Source organism: Micromonospora sp. WMMD964 (assembly GCF_029581455.1).
Lineage (GTDB): Bacteria > Actinomycetota > Actinomycetes > Mycobacteriales > Micromonosporaceae > Micromonospora.
In genome coordinates this window covers 4,447,362-4,467,922 of sequence record NZ_CP120860.1, presented here as the reverse complement: position 1 = coordinate 4,467,922, position 20,561 = coordinate 4,447,362, and the positions used below count along the sequence as shown (strand labels likewise).

19 protein-coding genes are annotated in these 20,561 nt (G+C 72.1%); 3 read left to right on the top strand and 16 right to left on the bottom strand.

What is annotated here, in order from left to right:
• Window positions 1–21: 21 nt before the first annotated feature.
• The 9 genes from O7616_RS20540 to O7616_RS20500 form a co-directional block, all read right to left on the bottom strand.
• Window positions 22–540, bottom strand: coding sequence for an FxsA family protein (locus O7616_RS20540; protein WP_282259550.1), 519 nt, complete (start codon window positions 538–540; stop codon window positions 22–24).
• A gap of 68 nt (window positions 541–608) precedes the next feature.
• Entirely contained in the window at window positions 609–1,418 is an 810-nt protein-coding gene (locus O7616_RS20535) for a polyprenol monophosphomannose synthase (RefSeq protein WP_282303479.1), read from the bottom strand.
• A 34-nt stretch (window positions 1,419–1,452) separates the two neighbouring features.
• The gene (lnt, locus tag O7616_RS20530) at window positions 1,453–3,165 is read right to left on the bottom strand and encodes an apolipoprotein N-acyltransferase (RefSeq protein WP_282307683.1); all 1,713 of its coding nucleotides are present in this window, start codon (window positions 3,163–3,165) and stop codon (window positions 1,453–1,455) included.
• A gap of 578 nt (window positions 3,166–3,743) precedes the next feature.
• The gene (locus tag O7616_RS20525) at window positions 3,744–5,081 is read right to left on the bottom strand and encodes a glutamate mutase L (RefSeq protein WP_282303478.1); all 1,338 of its coding nucleotides are present in this window, start codon (window positions 5,079–5,081) and stop codon (window positions 3,744–3,746) included.
• Between the two features lie 54 nt (window positions 5,082–5,135).
• Window positions 5,136–5,528 carry a hotdog domain-containing protein gene (locus tag O7616_RS20520; RefSeq protein WP_282259556.1) on the bottom strand — a complete coding sequence of 131 codons (393 nt, stop codon included), beginning with the start codon at window positions 5,526–5,528 and terminating at the stop codon, window positions 5,136–5,138.
• Window positions 5,525–6,274 (bottom strand): OAM dimerization domain-containing protein, encoded by a 750-nt coding sequence (locus tag O7616_RS20515; RefSeq protein WP_282264900.1) that lies wholly within the window; start codon window positions 6,272–6,274, stop codon window positions 5,525–5,527. The genes O7616_RS20520 and O7616_RS20515 overlap by 4 nt, the downstream gene beginning before the upstream one ends.
• A gap of 53 nt (window positions 6,275–6,327) precedes the next feature.
• Complete coding sequence (locus tag O7616_RS20510) at window positions 6,328–7,884, bottom strand: lysine 5,6-aminomutase subunit alpha (RefSeq protein ID WP_282303477.1); 1,557 nt, start codon at window positions 7,882–7,884, stop codon at window positions 6,328–6,330.
• A 48-nt stretch (window positions 7,885–7,932) separates the two neighbouring features.
• Complete coding sequence (locus tag O7616_RS20505; protein WP_282303476.1) at window positions 7,933–9,498, bottom strand: amidohydrolase family protein; 1,566 nt, start codon at window positions 9,496–9,498, stop codon at window positions 7,933–7,935.
• A 4-nt stretch (window positions 9,499–9,502) separates the two neighbouring features.
• Complete coding sequence (locus O7616_RS20500; RefSeq protein ID WP_282307682.1) at window positions 9,503–10,552, bottom strand: zinc-binding alcohol dehydrogenase; 1,050 nt, start codon at window positions 10,550–10,552, stop codon at window positions 9,503–9,505.
• A 152-nt stretch (window positions 10,553–10,704) separates the two neighbouring features.
• On the opposite strand from O7616_RS20500, the gene O7616_RS20495 reads away from it, so the two are divergent.
• On the top strand, window positions 10,705–12,096 hold the full coding sequence (locus O7616_RS20495; RefSeq protein WP_282303475.1) for a lysine 2,3-aminomutase: 1,392 nt from the start codon (window positions 10,705–10,707) through the stop codon (window positions 12,094–12,096).
• Window positions 12,097–12,573: 477 nt separating this feature from the next.
• Here the strand turns inward: O7616_RS20495 and O7616_RS20490 are convergent, their stop codons facing one another.
• The 3 genes from O7616_RS20490 to O7616_RS20480 all read right to left on the bottom strand — a co-directional run bounded on the left by O7616_RS20490 (window position 12,574) and on the right by O7616_RS20480 (window position 14,253).
• Window positions 12,574–13,272 carry a polysaccharide deacetylase family protein gene (locus O7616_RS20490; RefSeq protein ID WP_282303474.1) on the bottom strand — a complete coding sequence of 233 codons (699 nt, stop codon included), beginning with the start codon at window positions 13,270–13,272 and terminating at the stop codon, window positions 12,574–12,576.
• Between the two features lie 371 nt (window positions 13,273–13,643).
• Window positions 13,644–13,985, bottom strand: a complete 342-nt coding sequence (locus tag O7616_RS20485; RefSeq protein WP_282303473.1) for a YnfA family protein — start codon at window positions 13,983–13,985, stop codon at window positions 13,644–13,646.
• A gap of 73 nt (window positions 13,986–14,058) precedes the next feature.
• Entirely contained in the window at window positions 14,059–14,253 is a 195-nt protein-coding gene (locus O7616_RS20480) for a CsbD family protein (protein WP_282303472.1), read from the bottom strand.
• 158 nt (window positions 14,254–14,411) lie between these two features.
• On the opposite strand from O7616_RS20480, the gene O7616_RS20475 reads away from it, so the two are divergent.
• Entirely contained in the window at window positions 14,412–15,023 is a 612-nt protein-coding gene (locus O7616_RS20475; protein WP_282303471.1) for a histidine phosphatase family protein, read from the top strand.
• Here the strand turns inward: O7616_RS20475 and O7616_RS20470 are convergent.
• The 3 genes from O7616_RS20470 to O7616_RS20460 form a co-directional block, all read right to left on the bottom strand.
• Window positions 14,953–15,459 (bottom strand): Lrp/AsnC family transcriptional regulator, encoded by a 507-nt coding sequence (locus O7616_RS20470; RefSeq protein ID WP_282303470.1) that lies wholly within the window; start codon window positions 15,457–15,459, stop codon window positions 14,953–14,955. The genes O7616_RS20475 and O7616_RS20470 overlap by 71 nt on opposite strands.
• 84 nt (window positions 15,460–15,543) lie before the next feature.
• On the bottom strand, window positions 15,544–16,686 hold the full coding sequence (locus O7616_RS20465) for an acyl-CoA dehydrogenase family protein (RefSeq protein ID WP_282303469.1): 1,143 nt from the start codon (window positions 16,684–16,686) through the stop codon (window positions 15,544–15,546).
• On the bottom strand, window positions 16,683–17,798 hold the full coding sequence (locus tag O7616_RS20460; RefSeq protein WP_282303468.1) for a Xaa-Pro peptidase family protein: 1,116 nt from the start codon (window positions 17,796–17,798) through the stop codon (window positions 16,683–16,685). Before O7616_RS20460 ends, O7616_RS20465 begins: the two co-directional genes overlap by 4 nt.
• Before the next feature lie 206 nt (window positions 17,799–18,004).
• Between O7616_RS20460 and O7616_RS20455 the strand changes: the two genes are divergently transcribed.
• Window positions 18,005–19,372 carry a glycosyl hydrolase family 18 protein gene (locus O7616_RS20455; RefSeq protein ID WP_282303467.1) on the top strand — a complete coding sequence of 456 codons (1,368 nt, stop codon included), beginning with the start codon at window positions 18,005–18,007 and terminating at the stop codon, window positions 19,370–19,372.
• A gap of 32 nt (window positions 19,373–19,404) precedes the next feature.
• On the opposite strand, the gene O7616_RS20450 is transcribed toward O7616_RS20455, so the two are convergent.
• Window positions 19,405–20,292, bottom strand: coding sequence for a winged helix-turn-helix transcriptional regulator (locus O7616_RS20450; RefSeq protein WP_282303466.1), 888 nt, complete (start codon window positions 20,290–20,292; stop codon window positions 19,405–19,407).
• Window positions 20,293–20,561: the final 269 nt, after the last annotated feature.

Sequence of the window (20,561 nt, the reverse complement as noted above, 5' to 3'; positions counted from 1 at the left end):
GGGGCGTCGTCGTTCTCGTGCTCAGTGGCGGCCCGGCTCCACGATCTCGCCCTCGATGGCCCGGCCGCCGTCGACCACCACCGGTTGCTCCGGTCGCGGGGTCGGTTGCGGCGCACCCTGGCGCACCCGCACCGTGCGGGGCCCGAACAGGTCACCGGCGACCATCGACGACACCCGCCGCTCGGTGGCGCGTCGCACCCCGGCGCGGGCCAGTCGCCGCACCGGCGGCACCAGCAGCAGCAACCCGGCCAGGCCGCTGACCAGACCGGGCACCGCGAGCAGCAACGCTCCGGCCAACCCGACGAGCCCGTCGGTCACCTGCCCGCCCGGTGGCTGCCCGGCCGCCGCGGCGGACCGGAAACCACGCCAGGCGCGCATGCCCTCGCGGCGCAGCAGCACCAACCCCAGCAGGGACGCCGCGAAGACCAGCAGCACGGCCACCCCGAACCCCAGTGCCCGCCCCACACCGACGAACACCACCAGTTCCAGCACCACCGCCAGCAACAGGGCCAACGGTACGAACCTCAGTCCTCGGCGCATCTCACCTCATCGCCATTCCCGCGAAACCCAGGGGCGTGTCCCGCCCATCCAGCATGACACGACCTCGCTCACGGCCACCGCGCCTGACCGGTGGCCGTGCCGTGCAGGCCACGGCGTACCGCCTGGCGGCGGTCCTGCACACCCCAGGCGGTGATCCGCCACAGCGCCTCGGCCACGATCTTCGGGCTCATCTTGCTGTCCCCGCGTTCCCGCTCGGCGAACGTGATCGGCACCTCCACGATCCGCACCCCGGCCTGATGCGCCAGCCGGGACAGCTCCACCTGGAACGAGTACCCCTGGGAGGTCACCGACTCCAGATCGATGGCGTCCAACGCGCTGATCCGGTACACCCGGTAACCACCGGTGGCGTCCGAGACCGGCATGCCCAACGCCACCCGGGCGTACAGGTTCCCGCCGCGCGACAACAGCAGCCGCCGCAACGGCCAGTTGAGCACGCGGGCGCCGCTGGTCCACCGTGACCCGATCACCACGTCGGCGTCCCGGGCGGCGTCCAGCAGGGCGGGCAGGTCCTCCGGGGCGTGGGAGCCGTCGGCGTCCATCTCCACGACCGCCTGGTAGCCGTGCTCCCGGGCCCACCCGAACCCGGCCAGGTACGCCGCGCCGAGCCCCTCCTTGCCGTGCCGGTGCATCACCTGCACGTGGGCGTCGCCGTCGGCGAGGGCGTCGGCGATCGCACCGGTGCCGTCGGGGCTGTTGTCGTCGGCGATGAGGATCCGCACCGCCGGGGCGGCACGCCGGACCCGGCCCACGATCGCCGCGATGTTGTCGGCCTCGTTGTAGGTGGGGATCACCACCAGCACCCGACCCACACCGGGCACCTCGTCCGGGCGTCGGATCGTATCGGTCGCCTGGATCACGGTTCCTCCGCTCCCGCCGGCGTACCGGCTGTTGCTATCCGGGCATGATCCGCTGCCGCCGGCGCACCGTCGCGGCGCCGACCAGGGCCGCCGCGGCCAACGCGGCGAGCGCCACCTCCGGCCACCAACCGAGCCGGGTGGCGAGGGTACGTCCGTCGTCGAGGCGCAGCTGCCGCACCACGACCTCCCGGGTGTTGAACCCGGTGGCATCGCTTACCCGCCCGTCGGGTGCCACGAACCCGGACACGCCGACCGTGGAGGCCATCAACGCGGGCCGACCGTGCTCGACGGCCCGCAACCGGACCATCGCCAGCTGCTGGCGGGCCTCCGCCACGTCGAAGGTGGCGTTGTTGGTCTGCACGACCAGCAGTTGCGCGCCGCCGGTGACGGTGTCGCGGACCACAGCGTCGTAGGCGACCTCGAAGCAGATCACGTCACCCAGCACGGCCGGGCCGACGCGTACCACGCCGGGGGTGCTTCCGGGCACGAAGTCGTTGCGGATCAGGTCGACCTGCTTGCTGACCATGCGGGCCACGTCGCGCAGCGGCACGTACTCGGCGAACGGCACCGGGTGGCGTTTGGTGTACAGCTGGTCCAGGTCCGCGCCGGTGCCGGGCCGCCACAGGATGCCCGCGTTGCGGACCTGCCCGGCGCCCGGCCCGAGCAGCACCGCGCCGACCAGGATCGGCGCGCGGACGGTGTCGGCGGCCTGGGATATCCGCGCCCCGGCGGTGGGGTTGCGCAGCGGGTCGATGTCGCTGGAGTTCTCCGGCCACACCACCAGGTCGGGTTGGTCCTGTTGGCCGGCGGCGACCCGGGCGGCCAGTTCGAGGGTGGCGTCGACGTGGTTGTTGAGCACCGCCTGGCGTTGGGCGTTGAAGTCCAGGCCCAGGCGCGGCACGTTGCCCTGCACGATCGCCACTGTCACCGTGGCGCCGGACCCGGCGGCGGCGACGGGCACGAGCAGCGCCCCGGCGGTCAGCGCGACGGCCACGGCGGCCGGTACGACAATCGGACGCCACCGCCGCGCCGCCGTAGCGCCATCTGGGCGGTGGTCGCCCGGCGGGGCGGTCTGGGGGTCGGGCGCGGCGTCCAGCGGGCTGTGCGGGGGCGCGGTGGTGCCCTGCGGCGCACGACGACGGGCGACGGCCCATCCGCGCCAGACGGCGGTGACGAGCAGCCCGCCGAGGAGCGCCACCGCGAACGTCACCAGCGGGGCGCCGCCCAGCGCGGCCAGGCGCAGCAGCGGGGAGGTGTCCTGGCTGAACGCCAACCGCCCCCACGGGAACCCACCGAACGGGGTGCGGTCACGCAGCGCCTCCTGCCCGACCCACAGCAGCCCGGTCAGCACCGGCCACGACCAGCGGACCCGGTCGACCAGCGGGGACACCCAGGCGGTGGCCGCGCCGAGCAGCGCCAGGTAGCCGGCCTGCAACAGCGACAGGAGCACCCACGGCAGGTAGCCGGTGTGCAGGTTCGTCCAGGCCAGCAGCGGGGCGAAGAACGCGACCCCGGTGAGGAAACCCAGGCCGGCACCGGCGCGCAACCGCCGCCGGTGTGCGGCGGCGGCCAGCAACGCCACGCCGACCGGGGCCAGCGGCCACACCCCGTACGGGGGGAACGCCACCAGCAGGGCCAGCCCGGCGGCGATCGCCAGGGGCGCGGCGACGGGCAGCGGCAACGGTCGACCGGCGACGACCGGCGCGCCGGTCACCGTGGGCGCGTGGGTTTCGTCCCGCTCCAGCATCGTCACCGCAGCTTCACCTCGATCACGGGGCGAAGGTTACCCGGCTGCCGGTCCTGACGGCCGCATCGGGCAGGCGGCGGTGAGCGGTGGGGCGCGATGATCAGGTGATGAGGAAGAGGTCGAGGAAGGACCGGCCGACCTAATTCTCGTCACCTGGTCACGGAAGGCGGCACGGGACGCGGTGGGGACGAAATCGGGGCGCGGCGTACGCCGCGCCCCGATGCTCCCAGGCCCTTCCCGGCCGGTGTGGCGAGGATGGGGCACGACGACCTTCGGACCGACCGGACGCGGACTGGCTGCCCCCGCCGGGCCGTTGTCTACTGGCCGTGCACCTCACCCTGCCCATACACCGGTAACCGCGGCCGGTTCGCGCCGCCCCGCCGACCCCCGCCCGCTGGACCTGGCCGCCGCGACGATGATGCTGAAACATGTCGCTCGGCCAGCGGACGAAGGGACGAAGCGAACAACAGCCGCTTCCCGTGGTAGGACTCAAAGACGGTACGTGCCGACCCCCGTCGGTTGTCAACCCACACCCGGCCTGTCGTGTGTTGCGACACGGCGTGTCGGGTCGGCGCGTCTCAATGTGTCCGCAGATGGTGACGCAGCAGTGCCCCCGCCGCCGCCCGATGCTCCTGGGCGAGGAGCCCTCCGGCGGCCAACACGTAGTCGGCGTCGACCACCGCGTCGGCGGCACGCGGCAACGCCCACCCACCGGCGTGGTCGGTGAGGACCGCCGCCAACACCTGCCCGGACACCGGCGTCGGCGCGTGCCGCAGCACCCCACCGGAACCCACCAGTAACCGCACGTCACGCAGGTCCCGCCCGGAACGCTCACCGGTCGCGGCGCCCCGCGCGTGTCGCCGCAACGCCACCGTCGCCGCGAGGGTGGCGATCCGGGCGTCCACGGCCCGCTGCGCGTCGTCGACGGCCAGGAACGCCGGGTCGGCGGCCCGACGATCCGCGTCGGCGGCCAGGTCGTCGGCGTCGCCCGCGGTGAGCAGCCGCTCCTCCACGGCGGCGCGCAGCACCCCGGGGGCGCTCCACCGCATGCCCAGGTCCCCCTCGACGGTCCGGGCCCGCCAGAGGGTGCCAGCGACCTCCCGACCGGGCCCGGTGGCCCGCTCGTCGGGGGTGAGCACCGAGTACACGTCGGTGGTGGCCCCACCCACGTCGACCACGGCGAGGTCACCGCCGACGGTGTCGGCGAGGACCTCCACACCGGTGAGGACCGCGTCCGGGGTGGCCGCGCGGACCAGCCGGGCGAACCGGGTGCCCCGCGACAGCCGCTTACCGCCGATGACGTGCCGCAGGAACACCGCGCGGATCGCCGCGCGCGCCGACGCCGGGGCGAGGACCCCGATGCGCGGCAGGACGTTCTCCGCCCCGGTCACCGGCACCCCGGCGGCCTCCAACAGCGCGGTGAGGTCGTCGCGGACGTCGGCGTTGCCCGCGTACACCACGGGTTTGCGCCACCGGGCGCGGGCCAGCCGGGTCGCGTTGTGGGTGACCGTGTCGGCGTCCCCGCCGTCGGTGCCACCGACCAGCAGCACCACGTCGGGTCGGGCCGCGCGCAACGCGGTCAGGTCCGCCGCGCCGAGCCGACCCGCCGCCACGTGCACCACGTGCGCACCGGCGGACAACCCGACCCGCCGGCCCGCCTGCGCGGTGACCAGCGGCTCGTAGCCGATCACGGCCAGCCGCAGCCCACCACCGGCCGACGAGCACACGTACCACGGCACGTCGCGGACCCCCAGCCCGACGGTGGCCGCCGCGACCGCCGCGTCCAGGCCGTGCAACACGTCGGTGCCGACCGTGGTGGGTGCCGACGCCGCACCCACCAGCACACCGGCGGCCAGGTCCACCACCGCCGCCTTGGTGTACGTGGACCCGACGTCCGCGCAGACCGCCAGGGTCACAGATCCTCCTGCTCGCGACTGCGGGGCTCGCAACCCCGGCTCACTCCTCGCGACTCACGCCGACGCGGGAACGACCACGGTGCCGGTCGCGGTGACCGCCACGATCGGCGGGTCCAGGACCTCCGCGGCCGACTCGGAAACCTCCGGGCGACCCCGGCACACCACCACGCAGGCCAACTCCAGGGTGCGGCTGCGCGAGCCCACCCGCGACACCCGCGCGGTCACCTCCACCACGTCACCGGCGTGGATCGGCGCGCTGAACCGCACGTCGGAGTACCCGGCGAACAACCCCTCGTCCCCGTCGGTGCGGATGCACACCTCGGTCGCCACGTCCCCGAACAACCCCAGGGCGTACGCCCCGTCGACCAGATTGCCCGCGTAGTGGGCGTGCGAGTACGGCACATACCGCCGGTGCGTCACCGTCAACCCGAGCCGTGCGTCGGTCATGCCATCGCCTTCCGCTGCGTGATCAGGGCGTGCACCAGGTAACTGGCCACCTCGCCGGGTGTGGTGCCCCGACCGAAGATCCGGTCCACACCCAACTCGTCGGTCATCGTCTCGTCGAACCGGGGACCACCGACGATCAGCAGCGGCCGCTTGCCCGCCGGCATCGCCTCCCGGAACGCCGCCGACATCTCCCGGGTGTTGTGCAGGTGCGCGTCGCGTTGCGTGACGACCTGCGACACCAGCACCGCGTCGGCCTTCTCCACCCGGGCCATCTCCACCAACTCCGGCACACTGACCTGCGCACCCATGTTGGTGACCTTCAACTCCCGGTAGTACTCCAGGCCCTTCTCCCCCGCGATGCCCTTGACGTTGAGGATCGCGTCGATGCCGACGGTGTGCGCGTCGGTGCCGATGCACGCACCGACGACCGACAGCTTGCGCCGCAACCGCTGCTTGATCACCGTGTTGACGTCCTTCGCCGACAACAGGGCGAAGTCACGTTCCACCACCTGCACCGCGTTCAGGTCGACCAGGTGGTTGACCCGCCCGTACACCACGAAGAACGTGAACCCGTCGCCCATCGGCTTGGCGTGCACCACCATCGCCGGGTCGATGCCCATCTTGCTGGCCAACTGCACCGCCGCGCCCTCGGCCCGCTTGTCGTGCGACACCGGCAGGGTGAACGACACCTGCACCATCCCGTCACCGGTGGTGTCCCCGTACGGCCGCACGATCTGCTTGCTCACGCCGCCGCTGCGCGCCGGACCGCTGTGCTGGCCGGTTCGTTCGCCACGCTCGCTCACGCCGCCGCCTCCAGGATGTCGGTGGCCGGGTTGTAGTAGTCGGCCTCGTGCGCGGCGACCCCGTCGAGGCCCTTGCCCCGGTCCGCCGGCCGCTTCATGATCCCGAACGTGCCCTCGGCGATCGCCGTCAGCAACGTCTGCTCCCCGATGCGTTCCAACAGGTCCAGCGCCTCACCGAGCACCTGGTCGGCGCGGCGGCGGATGAACCCGCCCGGCGCCGGCACGAAGTCCTCGTGCAGCCCACCGGCCGCACCGAGCACGTAGCGCACGTTCTGCAGGGCGATGTCCCGGTCGGACAACCACGGCGTCACCACCGCCTCGGTCATCATCCCCACCAGCAGGATGCCCTGACCGGTCAGCGCGCCGGCCAGGTTGAAGAACCCGTCGAGTAGGTTGCCCCGGAACACGTCGCCGGTCATGTGCTTCGTCGGCGGCATCCACTTCAACGGCGCGTCCGGGAACAACTCCCGCGCCAGCAACGCGTGCGCCAACTCCAGGCGGAACGACTCCGGCACCTCCGGGTTGATCTCGAAGGCGTGCCCCAGGCCCAACTGCCAGTCCGCCAACCCCGCCTCGTGGGCGAAGAACTCGTTGAGCAGCTGCGACACCGTCACCGTGTGCGCCTCGTCGACCGCGTCGGCGGTGGTCAGGTAGTTGTCCTCACCGGTGTTGATGATGATCCCGGCGCGGGCGTGCACCTGCCGGGAGAACCGCTGGTCGACGAAGGTGCGCACCGGGTTGATGTCGCGGAACAGGATCCCGTACATCGAGTCGTTGAGCATCATGTCGAGGCGTTCCAACCCGGCCAGGGTCGCCATCTCCGGCATGCACAACCCGGACGCGTAGTTGGTCAACCGCACATAACGGCCCACCTCCTTCGACGACTCGTCCAACGCCGCGCGCATCAACCGGAAGTTCTCCTGCGTGGCGTACGTGCCGGCGAACCCCTCCCGGGTCGCACCCTCGGGCACGTAGTCCAACAGCGACTGCCCGGTGGAACGGATCACCGCGATCACGTCCGCGCCGGCCCGAGCCGCCGCCTGCGCCTGCGGGATGTCCTCGTAGATGTCGCCCGTGGCCACGATCAGGTAGATCCACGGCCGCTGCGCCGGGTCACCGTGCCGCTTGACGAGACGGTCCCGCTCCGCCCGCCGACGGTCGATGCGCCGGATGCCCGCCCCGACCGCCCTGCGCGCCGCGCTGCGGGCCGCCGTCGCCGCCCGCCCGGCCGGTACGCCGAAGCGCACCGACCCGGCCGCGGCCTTCTGCGCCAGCAACGTCACGTCGGTGAGGCCCTCACGCGCCAGGGCGTCGAACACCGGAACCGCCACCCCGTGCCCCAGACCGACGTCCGCGGCGACCGCGTCGACGAGCCGATTCACCCACGGAATACCGTCCGGGTCGGCGCCGGTCACCCCGGCCAGCCGCAGCACCGCCCGCTCCACCGACACCGTCGTGTGGCTGCGCGCCAGGTCCACCACCGGCTGCCCGGCCCGACGCGCCAACTCCCGCGCCCGCGCCACCAGCACCGGATCAAGATCAAGCTTGCTCATCGACCATCCACTCGTTCCTGTGCCTGATGGTTCGCTCGCCGCGCTCGCTCACGACGACCCTTCCTCGTAGATGACCTCACCGCGCAGCACCAGACGCCGGCACACCGGCAACGGCGTCGGGTCGTCCGGACCCCGCAGCTCCGGGTCCTCGGCCAGCAACACCGGCAGACCCCGCTCCACCCCCGCCGGCGTCGACCACACCGCGAACGTCGCCGGCGCACCCAACGCGAGAACCCCCTCGACGTCCAGGTGCACCGCCCGCCACCCACCCCGGGTGTGCGCGGCGAACGCCGAACGCACACCCATGCGCTGCGCCGGGTTGTGGTGCGCCGCCGCCGCCCGCACCGACCCCCACGGGTCCAGCGGCGTCACCGGCGAATCCGAACCGAACGCCAACGCCACACCCACCGAGTGCATCGCACCCATCGGGTTCGACTCCAACGACCGGTCCAACCCCAACCGCGCCTCGTACATCCGGCCCGCGCCACCCCACAACCGGTCGAACGCCGGCTGCATGCTCGCCACGACCCCGTACTCCACGAACCGCGCGATCAACCGCTTGTTCATGATCTCCGCGTGCTCGATCCGGTGCCGGGCCGCGCGCAACCGCTCCAGACCCACCGTCTCGGCCGCCGCCGCGAACCCGTCGAGCACCGTGCCGATCGCCGCGTCCCCGATCGCGTGGAACCCGCCCTGCATGCCGTGCGCCGCACAGTCCACCAGGTGATCACGCACCTGCTCCGCCGTCAGGTACCCGTGCCCACACCCGTCGCCGTCGCCGTACGCCTGCGACACGTGCGCCGTACGCGACCCCAACGCCCCATCGGCGAACAGGTCACCACCCGCGCCCACCGCACCCAACTCCCGGGCCCGCGCCGCACCACCCAACTCACCCCAGTACCCGTACACCTCCGGCACCCCCGCACCGGAGACGCCCAGCAACCCGGTGAAGTCCTCCTCGTCGGAGATGTCCGGGCCACCACACTCGTGCACCGCCGCGATCCCCAGCGACGCCGCGTGCGACAGAGCCACCCGTTGCGCGGCGACCCGCTGCGCCCGACTCACCGACCCCTGCGCCGCCGCCCGCACCACGTGGTGCGCGTCGCGCCGCAACCACCCCGACGCGTCGAACCCGGCCGCCTGCGCCGCCTGCGGACACGCGGCCAGCAGCGCCGACGACACCAACGCCGAATGGATCGACGCCTGCGACAGGTACACCCGACGCCCACCGGCCGCCCGATCCAACGCCGCCGCGTCCGGCAACGACGGATCCGACCAACCCGACTCGTCCCAGCCATGCCCCAACACCACCGCGTCCGCCGGCAGACCCGCCGCGAAACCGGCCACCGCGTCCAACAACTGCGCCGCCGACCGCACCCCGGACAACTCCAGCCCGGACAACGCCAACCCCGTGTCGGTGGCGTGCACATGCGCGTCGACGAACGCCGGCGTCACCAACGCCCCGTCCAGGTCCACCACCCGGTCGGCCGGCGGCGCGTCACCGTCGGTCCCCAACCAGGTGATCCGCCCACCGGACACCAGCAGCGCGGTAGCACTCGGCTCGGCGGGGCAGTACAGCACGCCGCCGCGGTACAACGTCGAGGGGTTCGTCATGACCTCAGTCTGCCGCGATCCGCGCCGCGAACAGCCGACGCACCCCCGGCTCGGCGCGCAGCAGCCCCAACGCCAACTCCGCGTGCCCCGGCACGTACCCGTTGCCCACCAGCATCGTCACGTCCGCAGCCAACCCCTCCGCGCCCAACGCCGCCGCCGAGAAGCTCGTCGCCATCGAGAAGAAGATCACCGTGCCGCCGTCCGCGGTGGCCAACACCGCACCGTGCTCACACCCCGGCACGTCCACGCACACCACCGTCACGTCCGCCGGCGCGCCCAGGGCGGTGGTCACCGCCGTGGACAACCCCACCGGGTCCCGCGCGTCGGCCACCGCCACCACCGACGCCAACCCGGCCGCCGTCAGCGCGTCCCGCTCCGCCGCCACCGGAACCACCCCGACGGTACGCGCGGCGCCCGCCCGCCGCGCCGCCGCGAGCGACAGCGACCCGCTCTTGCCCGCTCCACCGATCACCGCGACCCGCACCGGCGTCGGGTCACCGGCACGCCGACGGTCCTCGACGTGGCGCGACACCACCCGGGCGGTCAGCGCCGGCGCCCCACACACGTCCAGCACGGCCAGGGACAACTGCGGATCCTCGTCCTCGGGCAACACCGCGGCGATGGAACGGGCGAACAGGATCGCCCACCCGTCACAGGGCACCTGCTCGCTACGCCCGTCCCACCGGGCCAGCCCATCGGTGATCACCAGCGGCGTCAGCGTCAACGACACCAGCGTCGCGACCCGCTCGCCCACCGTCAGCCCCAGCGGGGACCGCCGACCGGCCTCCTCGACCGTGCCGATCAACATCCCGCCGGACCCGGTCACCGGGTTCTGCATCTTCCCCCGGGTGGTGATGATCTCCAGCACCTCGGCGCGGACCGCGTCGCCGTCACCGCCGTGCTTCTCCGACAACTGCCGGAAACTCGCCGCGTCCAGGTTCAGCCGCTGCACCCGGATCCGCACCTCGTTGGGCGCGATCTGCGCCGACGCGTCCAGGCGCCAGGCCGCCTGCGGCAGCACCCCCGCCGGTTGCACGACGCGGTGCAGCCCCACCGGTGACGTCACGCCAACCTCCCCTGCCCAGCCGCCCGAAGCCCCGGTCAAGGCTCGCGTAACGGGAAAACTTACGGCAGACTAGTTTCTGTACCGAATATTTTCCAGTAGCCTTCGGGCCCGTCGATCAACAGCAACACCGAGGAGGGGCCGTGACCCAGACCATCCCGCACCCCCGTCACGCCCCGGTCGCCACACCGACCGCCGGGCAGCCCTACGAATACCACCGCCGCCCCCTGGTCGAACCCGACTGGACCCGCTTCCCCGGCTGGCGCCACGTCACCCGCGAGCAGTGGGAATCCGCCCAGTGGCAACGCGTCAACTGCGTCAAGAACATCAAGCAGCTCCGCACCGTCCTCGGTGACCTCGTCGACGAGAGCTTCTACGCCGACCTCGAGGCCGACCAGAAGGCCCTGGCCACCATGTCCATGCTGGTGCCACCACAGATGATCAACACGATGGTGCCGGACGCGCCCCCCACCACCGAGGCGCTGCTCGCCGACCCCATCCGCCGCTACATGATCCCCGTCGCCTCCGACCGACGCACCGACTGGCCCTCACACCCCTACGCCAGCCGCGACAGCCTCCACGAGCACGACATGTGGGTCGCCGAAGGTCTCACCCACCGCTACCCCACCAAGGTCCTCGCCGAACTGCTCTCCACCTGCCCCCAGTACTGCGGGCACTGCACGCGGATGGACCTCGTCGGCAACTCCACCCCCGCCGTCGACAAACTCAAACTCACCCTCAAGCCCGTCGACCGCTACGACGCCCACATCGCCTACCTCAAGGCCCACCCCGGCGTCCGCGACGTCGTCGTCTCCGGCGGAGACGTCGCCAACGTCCCCTGGCGCAACCTCGAGTCGTACCTCATGCGCCTGCTGGAACTGGAGACGGTCCGCGACATCCGCCTCGCCACCAAGGCCCTCATGGGCCTCCCCCAGCACTGGCTCCAACCCGACGTGGTCGAAGGTCTGGAACGCGTCGCCCGCACCGCCGCCCGCCGCGGCGTCAACCTCGCCATCCACACCCACGTCAACCACGCCCAGTCGCTCACCCCACTGGTCGCCAAGGCCGCCCAGACCGCCCTCGACGTCGGCGTCCGCGACGTCCGCAACCAGGGCGTCCTCATGCGCGGCGTCAACGCCACCACCCCCGACCTGCTCGACCTCTGCTTCGCCCTGCAGGGCGAGGCCGGGATCCTGCCGTACTACTTCTACATGTGCGACATGATCCCCAACGCCGAACACTGGCGCGTCCCGGTCTGGCACGCCCAGCAACTCCAGCACGACATCATGGGATACCTCCCCGGCTACGCCACCCCCCGCATCGTCTGCGACGTCCCCTTCGTCGGTAAGCGCTGGGTGCACATGCTCACCGACTACGACCGCGAGCGCGGCATCTCCTACTGGACCAAGAACTACCGCACCTCCATCGAGTCCGCCGACCTGGAGGCGCTCAACAAGCGCTACGCCTACTACGACCCGATCGACACGCTGCCCGCCGACGGCCGGCAGTGGTGGACCGACCACCGCGACGACTGACCTCACCGACGGCGACACCCCCGGACGACCTCCCCGGAGGTGTCGCCGTCCCCGGGGGTGTCGCCGTCTCCCGTCACCGGTACGCGTCGTTCAACCGATCCCCCGGCAGCGCGGCGACATCGCAACCCGGCGACAGCGGGACGTCGGCGAGCATCACCGCCGCCCACTCCCGCACCGGCACGACCCCTCCGCCGGAAGCACTCCCGACCACGTCCGCACGCCCACCCGGACGACGCCCGCGAGAACCGATCCAGGTGCCGTACGCGACCACGTCCCATCCGTCGAGATCTTGGACAGTTTCCGTTCAGACATGACGGAAACTGTCCAAGATCTCCGCGTGGCACGATCCGTGGGCGGCCGGCGAAGCCGTTGCTGAGGGGTTCTGGCGCGCGCCACCGCATCGGTCGTGGACGACGAAGTTCGGCGGGACCTGAACCCGTGGCAGCCCACCCGACACGCCGCCGAACCGACGCGGCCTCACGCCCCGACCAGCACCTCGGACAACGGCGCCGGCGTCAACCCCCGCTCGCGCAACCCGGCCAGGATGTGCGGTAACGCCTCATCCGTCATCGCCGCGTTCGCCTCGGTCACGTGCATAATCACCACCGACCCCGGGCGTACGTGGTCCAACACCGCCCGCACCAACGGCTTCCACGCCTTCGCGAACGGGTCACCGCTGACCACGTCCCCGTCGACGACCGTCACGCCCAACGGGGCCAGGGCGTCCAACGCCGCCGCGTCGTGACAGAGCCCCGGGAACCGGAAGTACCGGGTCTGCCGACCCCCGTACGGTTCGATCACCTCGAACGTCTTCGCCACGTCGGCACGCAACTCGCTCACCGGCTGCGAGGGCAGGTCGTAGCAGTCCCTCGTGAACGCCGCGTGGCCATAGGTGTGGTTGGCCAACTCGAAGCGCGGATTACCGGCGATCCGACGGGTGACGTCCGGATACCGCTGCACCCACTTACCGGTCAGGAAGAACGTGGCCGGCACCTGCTCCCGTTCCAGCAGGTCGAGAATGCGCAGGTTGGCGTACGACTTCACCCGCCCGGCACGCAGGCTGGCCAGCATCGCGTCGGTCATGTCCGCGTCGAACGTCAACGCGACCTTGGCACCGGTGCGCGGCCCATGGTTGACGACCGGCGCCCTGGTCCCGATGGGTGTCGCACCCGGCACCCTGGCGATCGACGGCGACGGGACGCCTGACGACGGGGCGGGCGGAGCGGCACTGGACGAGGCGACAGTCGGAGACGCAGTGACCGGCGGCGCGATGGACTGCGCGGACGGTGTCGACGAGGCGGACGAGCCGACGAAGACCGGCTGGTCCGACGGCGGCACCCGGGACGCTTCACACCCGGCACCACCAAGAACGGCCGCCACAACCAGGACGCCGAGAGACGGACGAATCACGCCGCCGATCATCCCAAACGCGAACCGCCCTCACTGCCCCGCGCCGGCTCTTGTCGATCATGGAGTTGTGGTGGCGACAAAGCGCCTGCGAAGTGCCAAACCAGGCACCACAACTCCATGATCGACAAGGCGTGCGATCAGGCTGGACCGCCGCGTGGGGCGTGCATGATGACCGCGACACCGAGCAGGCAGATCGCCGCCCCGGTCACGTCCCACCGGTCCGGGCGGAAACCGTCCACCACCATCGCCCAGCCCAACGAACCGGCCACGAACACCCCGCCGTACGCGGCCAGGATCCGGCCGAAGTTCGCGTCCGGCTGGAACGTCGCCACGAACCCGTAGCAGCCCAGCGCGACCACTCCGGCCGCGATCCACCACAGGCCACGCTGCTCCCGCCAGCCCTGCCACACCAGCCACGCGCCGCCGATCTCCGCCAGCGCGGCCAGCGCGAACAACACCAGGGAACGAAGCACCGTCACCCGGCGACCCTAGCCGCCGAACACGACGGGTCCCCGGGCGACGGTGCGCCCGGGGACCCGCGAACCGCTCAGGTCACTTCGTGAAGGAGTCCTTCATGTTGCGACCGGCGTCCTTGACGTCCTGACCGGCCTGCTTGGCGCGCGCGTCGCTCTGCTGGCTGGCGCCCTCGCCACGCATCCGCTCGTTGTCAGTCATGTCGCCGACGCGCTCCCGCGCCGCGCCGGCCATCTGCTCGACCTTGTTCTTTGCCTTCTCGGTGAAGCTCATCGCGCCTCCTCGGTCTGGCGACTGTCCCCGCTCGCATCCCCGGTCTTCCGGGTGCCGAAACCGGCGGTGCCGGTCGGCACACCCGCTAAGGCGTCCTAGGAAGATAGGTTGTGGCGAGGGCCGCGAGATCACCGTGCGGTCGGTGGTTAACTGGCCGCATGGGAGAGCTCCTGCTGATCCGGCACGGCGAGACCACCTGGAGCGCCAGCCTGCGGCACACCTCGTACACCGACCTGGAGCTGACCCCCGACGGCGAGCGACAGGCCCGCACCCTGGCCGCGTTCCTGGCCGGCCGGCGGTTCGTCACCGTGCTGGCCAGCCCCCGTTCCCGGGCACTACGCACCGCGCAACTGGCCGGCCTCACCGTCGACGCCGTCGACGAGGACCTCAGCGAGTGGAACTACGGCGAGTACGAGGGCCGCACCACCGTCGACATCCACGCCGACCAGCCGCACTGGAACATCTGGACCGACGGCTGCCCCGGCGGGGAATCCCCCGCGCAGGTCGGCGAACGGGTCGACCGGGTGCTGGAGCGGGTCACCCCACTGCTCGACCGGGGCACCGTCGCGCTGGTCGGTCACGCGCACAGCCTGCGCGTGCTCGGTGCCCGCTGGATCGGCCTGCCCCCGTCCGCGGGTGGCCGGCTACGCCTGGAGACCGCCACGGTCAGCGCGCTCGGTCACGAGCACGGGAGGCAGGTCATCCTGCGGTGGAACCAGCCGGCTCCTCCGGCACCCGGGACCGCGACCGACCCGGCGCCGCAGCGCTGATCTTCGGCGGCCGGTTCTCGTACGGCGTGGACAGCACCACCGTCGTGCGGGTCGTGACGTTCGCCGAGGTGCGGATCTCCTGCAACACCCGCTCCAGGTCGGTCGGGCCGGCCACCCGCACCAGCAGCAGGTAGAAATCCTCCCCCGCCACCGAGTAGCAGGAGTCGATCTCGGGCAGGTGCGCCAACCGCTCCGGCGCGTCGTCGGGCTGCGACGGGTCGAACGGACGGATCGCCACGAACGCGGTCAGCGGCAGGTCCAGCGCCTCGAACGACACCCGGGCGGCATACCCCTTGATCACCCCGCGCTGCTCCAGCCGACGCACCCGCTGGTGCACCGCGGACACCGACAGCCCCACCTTCTCGGCCAGGTCGGTGTACGACAGACGGCCGTCGGCGGTCAGCGCGGCGACGATAGCGCGGTCGATCTCCTCCACGGCGTGCAACCTACCGGTAAAACCGCCCGACGGCGACGCAGTACCCGGCGCGGCCGGCGTGGGCCGCGCCGGCACCCGTCGTCCTCAGCCGCGCGCCAGGGCCCGGGAGATCACCATCCGCTGGATCTGGTTGGTGCCCTCCACGATCTGCAGCACCTTGGCCTCGCGCATGTACCGCTCCACCGGGTGGTCGGCGACGTAACCCGCGCCGCCGAGCACCTGCACCGCGTCGGTGGTCACCCGCATCGCCACGTCGGTGGCGAAGAGCTTCGCCTTGGCCGCCTCGATCGCGTACGGGCGGCCCGCGTCGCGCAGCCGGGCCGCCGCGAGGGTCAACGCCCGGGCCGCGGAGATCTGGGTGGCCGCGTCGGCCAGCATGAACCCGAGGCCCTGGAAGTCGATGATGGAGCGGCCGAACTGCTGCCGCTCCCGGGCGTAGCCGACCGCGTAGTCCAGGGCCGCCTGGGCCAGCCCGACCGCGCACGCCGCGATGCCCAACCGGCCGGAGTCCAACGCGGACATCGCGATGGTGAAGCCCATCCCCTCGCCACCGATCAGCCGATCGGCCGGTACCCGCGCGTCGTCGAACGCGATCTGGGCCACCGGGGACGCGCGCAGACCCATCGTCCGCTCCGCCGCCTGCGGCGTGATGCCGGGGGTGCCGGCGTCGGCGACCAGGCAGGAGATCCCCTTCGGGCCGGGCCCGCCGGTGCGGCAGAAGACGTTGTAGAAGTCGGCGCTGTGCGCGTGGGTGATCCACGCCTTGGTGCCGGAGAGCAGGTACGCGTCGCCGTCGCGCACCGCCCGGGTGCTCAGCGACGCCGCGTCGGAGCCGCCCTGCGGCTCGGAGAGGCAGTACGCGCCCAGCAGCTCGCCGCCGATCATGTCCGGCAGCAGCTTGCGCTGCTCGTCGCTACCGAACGCCGCCACCGGGTAGCAGGACAGGGTGTGCACGCTGACCGCCTCGGCGACCGCGAGCCAACGGCTGGCCAGGATCTCCAGCACCTGCAGGTACACCTCGTACGGCTGGGCCGCACCGCCGTACTCCTCGGGGTAGGGCAGGCCCAGCAGGCCCGCCCGGCCGAGGGTACGCAGCACCTCGCGGGGGAACTCGGCGCGCTCCTCGAAGGCGGCGGCCTTCGGCGCGAGCTCGCGGTCGGCGAGCTCGGTGGCGAGACCCAGCAGGTCGTGGGCCTCGTCGGTGGGCAGGATCCGGTCGACAGTCATAGCGCGATGAGCTCCGTGGGGGTGGTGTTGAGCCGTTGCACGCCGTCCGTGGTGCAGACGACGATGTCCTCGATACGGGCGCCGTGCCGGCCCGCCAGGTAGATGCCCGGTTCGATGGAGAACGCCATCCCGGCTTCGAGGGGCCGGTCGTTGCCGGCCACCAGGTAGGGCTCCTCGTGACCGTCGAGCCCGATGCCGTGGCCGGTGCGGTGCAGGAACGCCTCGCCGTAACCGGCGGCGGCGATCGGCGCGCGGGCTGCGGCGTCGGCCTGCGCGCCGGTGACGCCGGGCCGTACCGCCGCGACGGCGGCGCGCTGGGCGTCGCGCAGCACCGCGTAGTAGTCCAGGAAGTCCTCCGGCGCCGACCCGCCGGCCAGGTAGGTGCGGGTGCAGTCGGAGCGGTAGCCCGACGGCATCGTGCCGCCGATGTCGACGACCACCGGCTCCCCGGCGCCGATCGGCCGGTCCGAGGTGCCGTGGTGCGGGCTGGCTCCGTTCGGCCCGGACGCCACGATGACGAAGTCGACCGTCACGTGCCCGCTCGCCCGGATCGCCGCGGCGATGTCGGTGGCGACCTCGGCCTCGGTGCGGCCGGGGCGCAGCCACTCGCCCATCCGCAGGTGCACCTCGTCGATCGCCGCGCCGGCCTCGGCGAGCGCCGCCACCTCCGCCGCCGACTTGCGGATGCGCAGCTCCCGCAGCACCTCGCCGGCGAGCCGCTGCGCGGCGTCGGGGAGCGCCGCGCGCAACGCGAGGACCTGCTCGGCCCACATCCGGTCGGCCACCCCGACCGCTGCGACCGGGCCGTCGAGGGCGGCGACGACCAGGGGGTACGGGTCGCTGCCGTCGGCGTGGTCGACGATGCGTACCCCGGTGGCCGGCGCGGGGGATGCCTCCGCGGCGGGGCGTTCCAACCTCGGCACGATCAGCGTCGGCTCGCCCTCGGCGGGCAGCACCAGGCAGGTGAGCCGCTCCCCCGCGTGGGCGTCGTACCCGGTCAGGTACCGCAGGTCGGAGCCGGGCGTGAGCAGCAGGGCGTCCAGGCCGGCGGCGGCGGTGGCGCGCTGCGCGGCGGTCAGCCGGTCCGGCGGATACAGCTCGTCGGTTCCCACGCCGTCAGCTTAACGGTCGTTTGGGCCAGTGCGGAATCCGGACAACCGGCACGAAGGAAATCCACCGGCATTGATTGACTCGGACAGTTAACACTCTTTAAGATTTGGCTGCCTCGAGGCCCACCCGTTCCTGCGTCCCCGCACCTCCCCGCCCGCGACAACCCTGCGTGGGCGGCGTCGTCCCCCGCCCACGGGAAGGCCCCCCGATGTCCTCATCACTGCGCCGCGCCCTCGCCGCCGGCCTGCTCGCGCTGGCCACCGCAGCCGCCACCCTCACCGTCACCTCCACCGCCGCGCAGGCCGTGGTGCTGCCGAACAACTTCAAGAGCGTCGGCTACATGCCCTCCTGGGCCGGCAACATCAACACCATCCAGTACAACAAGCTGACCCACATCAACTACGCCTTCATCCTGCCCAACAGCAACGGAAGCCTGCAGGGTGTCGACGGGGCGCGACTCTCCTCACTGGTCTCCCAGGCGCACGCCAACAACGTGAAGGTCTCGATCGCGGTCGGCGGCTGGAACGACGGCAACGACTCCGCCTTCGAAGCTCTCGCCGCCAACTCCACCAGCCGCACCGCCTTCGTCAACAACCTGGTCAACTTCGTCAACCAGTACAACCTCGACGGTGTCGACATGGACTGGGAATACCCCGACCCGGGCGCGTCGGCCAGCAACTACACCGCGCTCATGACGCAGCTCAGCAGCGCGATGCGCAGTCGCGGCAAGCTGCTCACCGCCGCCGTGGTCAGCGAGGGCACCACCGTGCAGGGCGTACAGACGGCCGTCTTCCCCCTGGTCGACTGGCTCAACATCATGGCCTACGACGGCGGCAGCCCGCACGCCAACTACGACTGGTCCATCAACGCCGTCAACGGGTGGAAGGCCCGCGGCCTGCCGGCCAGCAAGGCCGTGCTCGGCATCCCGTTCTACAGCCGCCCGGTCTACTACAACTACTCGTACCTGGTCGGCCTGGACCCGGCGAACGCCAACCGCGACTGCGCCACCATCAACGGCTCGCAGCAGTGCTGGAACGGCATCCCGACCGTCAAGCGCAAGACGCAGTGGGCCCTCGCCAACGCCGGCGGCGTGATGAACTGGGAGCTGAGCCAGGACACCAGCGGCTCCACCTCGCTGCTCAGCGCGATGTACGACACCATCATGGGCGGCACCACGCCCCCGCCGAGCGGTCGTACCGGCCAGATCACCGGCATCGGCGGCAAGTGCGTCGACGTGGCCGCGGCGAGCACCGCCAACGGCGCCGCCATCCAGCTCTACACCTGCAACGGCACCAACGCGCAGACCTGGACCGTGGCCGGCGACAGCACGCTGCGCGCCCTCGGCAAGTGCGCCGACATCACCAGCGGCTCCACCGCCAACGGCGCGAAGGTCCAACTCTGGGACTGCAACGGCAGCGGCGCGCAGGTCTGGCAGGCGCAGTCCAACGGCACGCTGCGCAACCCGCAGTCGAACAAGTGCCTGGACGCCACCGACAACAGCTCCGCCGACGGCACCCGACTGCAGATCTGGGACTGCTTCGCCGGCGCCAACCAGCGCTGGACGCTCCCGGCCTGACGGTTCGCACGGTCCCCGGTCGACGCCCAGCGTCAGCCGGGGACCTTTGCGTGTGCCCGGACCACGGTGAGCATCTCGTCCACCGAGCCCGCCGGGTCGGCGACCGGGAACTGCACGGCCCGCACCACCGCCGTCGGGTCGACCAGCAGCGTCAACCGCTTGAACCGGGTCATCCCGCCCGCGCGGAAGACCGGCAACCGCAACCCGGCGGCCAGCCGGCCGTCCTGGTCGGACAACAGCGGGAACGGCAGTTCGGCGTACGCGGCGAAGTCGGCGAGCTGGTCGGGCCGCTGGGTGCTGATGCCGTACACCCCCGCGTCGGCCGCCTGGAACTCCGGGTGCCGCTTGGCGTACGTGGTCGACTCCAGGGTGCAGCCCCGCGCGCCGGGGATCTCCGCCCAGCCGGGCGGATAGTCCGGGCGGACCGGCGCGTACGCCCCGGGGAAGAAGTAGAGGACGCTCCACGTGCCCGTCGCGGCCACCGCGACCGGTCGACCCTGAGGATCCGGCAGGACGACGTCGGGCAACCGCCGCCCGACCATCTCGTGCGCCCGGCGCGCCTCGGCGGACCCGGCGTCGGCCGAGGCGGTCACCTCACCGTCACCCATCAGATGCCTCGTCCCCCAGTCCTGGAGGGCGATGAGGACCGGCAGCAACCCCTCGCCCCTCGCGGTGAGCAGGTAGTCGTAGCGCGGTGGGTGTCGTGAGTACGGCCGACGCTCCAGGACCCCGTGCTCGACCAGGGAGCCGAGGCGCTCGGTCAACGCCCGCCGGCTGACGCCCAGCTCGCGTTGTAGGGCGTCGAAGCGGGTCGTCCCACCGGCGACGTCGCGCACGATGAGGAACGTCCACCAGTCCCCCAGCACGCCGAGCGCCTGCGCGATGCCGCAGTCCGCGTCGGCAAGATCTTCTCGCCGCACCCACTACCTCCGTTGCTCCCGCTCCGACTATAGTCCGTTCCAGTTTGGAACGCACTGCACGGCGAAACGGGGGCGGACGACATGCGCGTCGGAGATCGGGTCGGTGTGTTCTGGCGCTGGTGGACCGCCGGCACGACCAGCATGGTCGGGTCGGCGGTCGGCTCGGTCGCCCCGGTGACCACACCGACGGCCTTTTGCCGGGCCGGACGGCATCCGGGGCCATAGCCTGGATCCGGGGACGCCCGTGCGGGCGACCCCGACCGGGAGGA